Annotated in this window: 1 rRNA gene; it reads left to right on the top strand. The window is 56.7% G+C overall.

Going from position 1 to position 3179, the window contains the following annotated elements:
• Positions 1-54: 54 nt before the first annotated feature.
• A 23S ribosomal RNA gene (locus ACIQTO_RS38055) occupies positions 55-3177 on the top strand.
• The last annotated feature ends 2 nt before the right edge of the window (positions 3178-3179 follow it).

Below are 3179 nucleotides of genomic sequence, written 5' to 3'. Positions count from 1 at the left end.
AGTGTGGGTGACTGGTCGTTGTTTGAGAACTGCACAGTGGACGCGAGCATCTGTGGCCAAGTTTTTAAGGGCGCACGGTGGATGCCTTGGCACCAGGAACCGATGAAGGACGTGGGAGGCCACGATAGTCCCCGGGGAGCCGTCAACCAGGCTTTGATCCGGGGGTTTCCGAATGGGGAAACCCGGCAGTCGTCATGGGCTGTCACCCATACCTGAACACATAGGGTATGTGGAGGGAACGCGGGGAAGTGAAACATCTCAGTACCCGCAGGAAGAGAAAACAACCGTGATTCCGGGAGTAGTGGCGAGCGAAACCGGATGAGGCTAAACCGCGATGGTGTGAGACCCGGCAGGGGTTGCCATTGTGGGGTCGTGGGATTCTTCTTGATCGGTCTGCCGGCCGGTCGACGAGTCAGAAACCGTATGGGTAGTCGAAGGACATGCGAAAGGTCCGGCGTAGAGGGTAAGACCCCCGTAGACGAAATCTGTACGGCTCGTTTGAAGTATTCCCAAGTAGCACGGGGCCCGAGAAATCCCGTGTGAATCTGGCGGGACCACCCGCTAAGCCTAAATATTCCCTGGTGACCGATAGCGGATAGTACCGTGAGGGAATGGTGAAAAGTACCGCGGGAGCGGAGTGAAATAGTACCTGAAACCGTGTGCCTACAAGCCGTGGGAGCGTCGGACATGCAGCTTGCTGTGTGTCTCGTGACTGCGTGCCTTTTGAAGAATGAGCCTGCGAGTTTGCGGTGTGTAGCGAGGTTAACCCGTGTGGGGTAGCCGTAGCGAAAGCGAGTCCGAATAGGGCGTTTGAGTTGCACGCCCAAGACCCGAAGCGGAGTGATCTAGCCATGGGCAGGTTGAAGCGGAGGTAAGACTTCGTGGAGGACCGAACCCACCAGGGTTGAAAACCTGGGGGATGACCTGTGGTTAGGGGTGAAAGGCCAATCAAACTCCGTGATAGCTGGTTCTCCCCGAAATGCATTTAGGTGCAGCGTCACGTGTTTCTTGCCGGAGGTAGAGCACTGGATAGGCGATGGGCCTCACCGGGTTACTGACCTTAGCCAAACTCCGAATGCCGGTAAGTGAGAGCGTGGCAGTGAGACTGTGGGGGATAAGCTCCATGGTCGAGAGGGAAACAGCCCAGAACACCGACTAAGGTCCCTAAGCGTGTGCTAAGTGGGAAAGGATGTGGAGTCGCAGAGACAACCAGGAGGTTGGCTTAGAAGCAGCCACCCTTGAAAGAGTGCGTAATAGCTCACTGGTCAAGTGATTCCGCGCCGACAATGTAGCGGGGCTCAAGCACATCACCGAAGTCGTGTCATTGCAGCATATAGGGCCAACGCCTGCTGTGATGGGTAGGGGAGCGTCGTGTGCCGGGTGAAGCGGCGGTGGAAACCAGTCGTGGACGGTACACGAGTGAGAATGCAGGCATGAGTAGCGATACAAGAGTGAGAAACTCTTGCGCCGATTGACCAAGGGTTCCTGGGTCAAGCTGATCTGCCCAGGGTAAGTCGGGACCTAAGGCGAGGCCGACAGGCGTAGTCGATGGACAACGGGTTGATATTCCCGTACCCGCTTTGAAGCGCCAACGTCGAACCTCTTGATGCTAAGCCCGTGAAGCCGGCCTGGAGTCTTCGGACAAAGGGACGTGGTGGAGCCGGTGACCCAACAGGGTAGTAGGTGAGCGATGGGGTGACGCAGGAAGGTAGTCCAGCCCGGGCGGTGGTTGTCCCGGGGTAAGGGTGTAGGCCGAGTGATAGGCAAATCCGTCACTCATTGAGGCTGAGACCTGATGCCGAGCCGATTGTGGTGAAGTGGATGATCCTATGCTGTCGAGAAAAGCCTCTAGCGAGTTTCATGGCGGCCCGTACCCCAAACCGACTCAGGTGGTCAGGTAGAGAATACCGAGGCGTTCGGGTGAACTATGGTTAAGGAACTCGGCAAAATGCCCCCGTAACTTCGGGAGAAGGGGGGCCATTCCTGGTGATGAGTCTTGCACTCTGAGCTGGGGGTGGCCGCAGAGACCAGCGAGAAGCGACTGTTTACTAAAAACACAGGTCCGTGCGAAGCCGTAAGGCGATGTATACGGACTGACGCCTGCCCGGTGCTGGAACGTTAAGGGGACCGGTTAGCTTGGATTCGTCCAGGCGAAGCTGAGAACTTAAGCGCCAGTAAACGGCGGTGGTAACTATAACCATCCTAAGGTAGCGAAATTCCTTGTCGGGTAAGTTCCGACCTGCACGAATGGCGTAACGACTTCTCGACTGTCTCAACCATAGGCCCGGTGAAATTGCATTACGAGTAAAGATGCTCGTTTCGCGCAGCAGGACGGAAAGACCCCGGGACCTTTACTATAGCTTGATATTGGTGTTCGGTTCGGCTTGTGTAGGATAGGTGGGAGACTTTGAAGCAGCAACGCCAGTTGTTGTGGAGTCGTCGTTGAAATACCACTCTGGTCGTGCTGGATGTCTAACCTGGGTCCGTGATCCGGATCAGGGACAGTGTCTGGTGGGTAGTTTAACTGGGGCGGTTGCCTCCTAAAGAGTAACGGAGGCGCCCAAAGGTTCCCTCAGCCTGGTTGGCAATCAGGTGTTGAGTGTAAGTGCACAAGGGAGCTTGACTGTGAGACTGACGGGTCGAGCAGGGACGAAAGTCGGGACTAGTGATCCGGCGGTGGCTTGTGGAAGCGCCGTCGCTCAACGGATAAAAGGTACCCCGGGGATAACAGGCTGATCTTCCCCAAGAGTCCATATCGACGGGATGGTTTGGCACCTCGATGTCGGCTCGTCGCATCCTGGGGCTGGAGTAGGTCCCAAGGGTTGGGCTGTTCGCCCATTAAAGCGGTACGCGAGCTGGGTTTAGAACGTCGTGAGACAGTTCGGTCCCTATCCGCTGTGCGCGTAGGAGTGTTGAGAAGGGCTGTCCCTAGTACGAGAGGACCGGGACGGACGAACCTCTGGTGTGCCAGTTGTCCTGCCAAGGGCATGGCTGGTTGGCTACGTTCGGGAGGGATAACCGCTGAAAGCATCTAAGCGGGAAGCCTGCTTCGAGATGAGCACTCCCACCTCCTTGAGAGGGTAAGGCTCCCAGTAGACGACTGGGTTGATAGGCCGGATATGGAAGCCCTGTAAGGGGTGGAGTTGACCGGTACTAATAGGCCGAGGGCTTGTCCTCAG

Origin of the sequence: Kitasatospora sp. NPDC091207 (assembly GCF_044768625.1) — a bacterium.
GTDB lineage: Bacteria > Actinomycetota > Actinomycetes > Streptomycetales > Streptomycetaceae > Kitasatospora.
Note: the sequence above shows the minus strand (reverse complement) of the source record. Positions and strands in the feature narration are given on the sequence as shown.